The sequence below is a fragment of the Roseicyclus sp. genome (genome assembly GCF_018402035.1).
GTDB lineage: Bacteria > Pseudomonadota > Alphaproteobacteria > Rhodobacterales > Rhodobacteraceae > Roseicyclus.
Genome location: NZ_JAGYJN010000055.1, coordinates 1 through 2163, shown reverse-complemented (window position 1 = coordinate 2163; position 2163 = coordinate 1). Strand labels below are relative to the sequence as shown.

Sequence of the window (2163 nt, the reverse complement as noted above, 5' to 3'; positions counted from 1 at the left end):
AAGTGGTCGAATATGCAGGTATCGCTTTGCATATTGCCGTGCCTGCCGTCGGAGTTTGCGCTGAGGGTCGATATGCGCAAACGGGCTGAGCTGGGTCTGCGGGGTGCAGCCGGTGGCGTTGCCTACCCGAATTGCTTCGGTATCGTTCTCTTCCGGGAGCGGTAATGACTGCGAGATGCCAACGTCCCAACCTTATCCATTCGGACGAACGCGCGCCGCAGTCCCCTTGGCGAAGGCGTTCAGGCGCTCGCGGGCAGCTGGTTGGGTATTGACGACCCCGGCGATGACTGCCTCGGCATAGGCGGCATCCAGCGCGGACATATTCCCAAGATGGCTGACGGCCGAGCAGATTGCAAAGTTGGTCAAGGGCAGATTCTGGGCGGCCTTGCGGGCCAGCTCCAAAGATGTATCCAGGCTTGATCCTTCGACGAGGTACTGAACCAGGCCAACCTCGACAGCTTCAGGCCCCTGATAGATACGGCCAGTCAGCATCATGTCGATCATCCGTGCTTTGCCAACAAGATTTGCCACCCGGATCGTGGCTCCACCCCCGGTGAACAGTCCGCGCTGACCCTCGGGCAATGCAAAATAGGTTGAGGCATCGGCGACACGTATATGGGCGGCGCTGGCCAGCTCGAGACCGCCCCCAACGACTGCCCCTTTCAGCGACGCAATGATAGGTATGCCGCCATACTCCATCTTGTTGAATGCTTCATGCCACCTCAGGCAAAGGTGCATGAAGTCTGCTGGGCTGCGGTCGGCCTCATGATGTTCCACCAAGTCCAGCCCGGCGCAGAAATGGTCGCCTTCTGCTGCTAGAACAACAGCGCGCGCAGTGGACCTTGGTAGGATGGAAAACAATGCGACCAAGGCTTCGATCGTCTCAGCGTCAAGTGCGTTTCGCTTCGCGGAGCGGTCTAGGGTCACGATCAGAACCCCACCGTCAACTTCTTCAAGCGTCAGGTTGGGAAAAGCCAGTGTAGAAAGATCAACAGTCAATGTTTGTCCTTTCGGCGGTCAGATTTCAGCCGTTCACATCCACCACCACGCGGCCCTTGACCTGCCCTTTCAGGATCGCCGCGCCCAGGGCGGGCAGATCGGCCAGCGTGGCGGGCTGGATCATCGCCTCCAGCCGGTCCATGGGCAGATCTCGCGCGATGCGGCCCCAGGCGCGCTGGCGGTCGGTGAAGGGGCGCATCACGCTGTCGATGCCCAAAAGGTTCACCCCCCGCAGCAGAAAGGGGATCACCGTGGCGGGCAGGCCCGCGCCCCCGGCCAGGCCCACCGCCGCGACCGAGGCAGCATATTTCATCTGCCCCAGCACGCGCGCCAGCATCGCGCCGCCCACCGCATCGACACAGCCCGCCCAGGTCTCAGCCTCCAGCGGGCGCTTGACCGTTTCGGCCAGTTCCTCGCGCGGGACGATCCGCGTGGCCCCCAGCGCGGTCAGGTATTCGGCGGTTTCGGGACGGCCGGTCACGGCGGCCACCTCATACCCCAGATGGGCCAGAATCGCGGTCGCTACAGATCCGACACCGCCGGCCGCGCCGGTCACCAGAACCGGCCCCTGCCCCGGCTTCAGCCCGTGATCTTCCAGCGCCATTACTGCCAGCATGGCGGTAAAGCCCGCCGTGCCCACCGCCATCGCGGCGCGGGTGGTCAACCCCTCGGGCAAGGGCACCAGCCAGTCGGCCTTGACGCGCGCCTTCTGCGCGTAGCCGCCCCAATGCACCTCGCCCACGCGCCAGCCGGTCAGCACCACCCGATCGCCGGGCGCATAGCACGCATCGTCCGAGGCCTCGACCACCCCGGCAAAGTCGATCCCCGGCACATGGGGATAGCTGCGCACCAGACCGCCGCCCGAGCCAAGGCACAGCCCGTCCTTGTAATTCACGGTCGAGTATTCGACCGCCACGGTCACATCGCAGGCAGGCAGGCGGCTGTCGTCCAGCGCCTGAACCCCGGCCCGCGTGCCCCCATCTTCGGCCTTTTCGACGACCAATGCGTTGAACGTCATTTTTATTCTCCAATCTTGATCAGGCCAATGGGCCAAGGGTCCGCGCGATATCCCGCAGAATGAATTTCTGGATCTTGCCGGTGGCGGTTTTCGGAAGCTCCTGAAACACAACCGATTTCGGCGTCTTGAACCCCGCAAGGTGGCTG

The 2163-nt window shown here is 63.3% G+C and carries 2 protein-coding genes; both read right to left on the bottom strand.

The features are described from left to right. Positions 1-192 precede the first annotated feature (192 nt). Positions 193-999, bottom strand: coding sequence for a crotonase/enoyl-CoA hydratase family protein (locus KG698_RS15065; protein ID WP_213686362.1), 807 nt, complete (start codon positions 997-999; stop codon positions 193-195). A 25-nt stretch (positions 1000-1024) separates the two neighbouring features. After that, positions 1025-2017, bottom strand: a complete 993-nt coding sequence (gene acuI, locus KG698_RS15060) for an acryloyl-CoA reductase (RefSeq protein ID WP_213686361.1) — start codon at positions 2015-2017, stop codon at positions 1025-1027. Between the last annotated feature and the right edge of the window lie 146 nt (positions 2018-2163).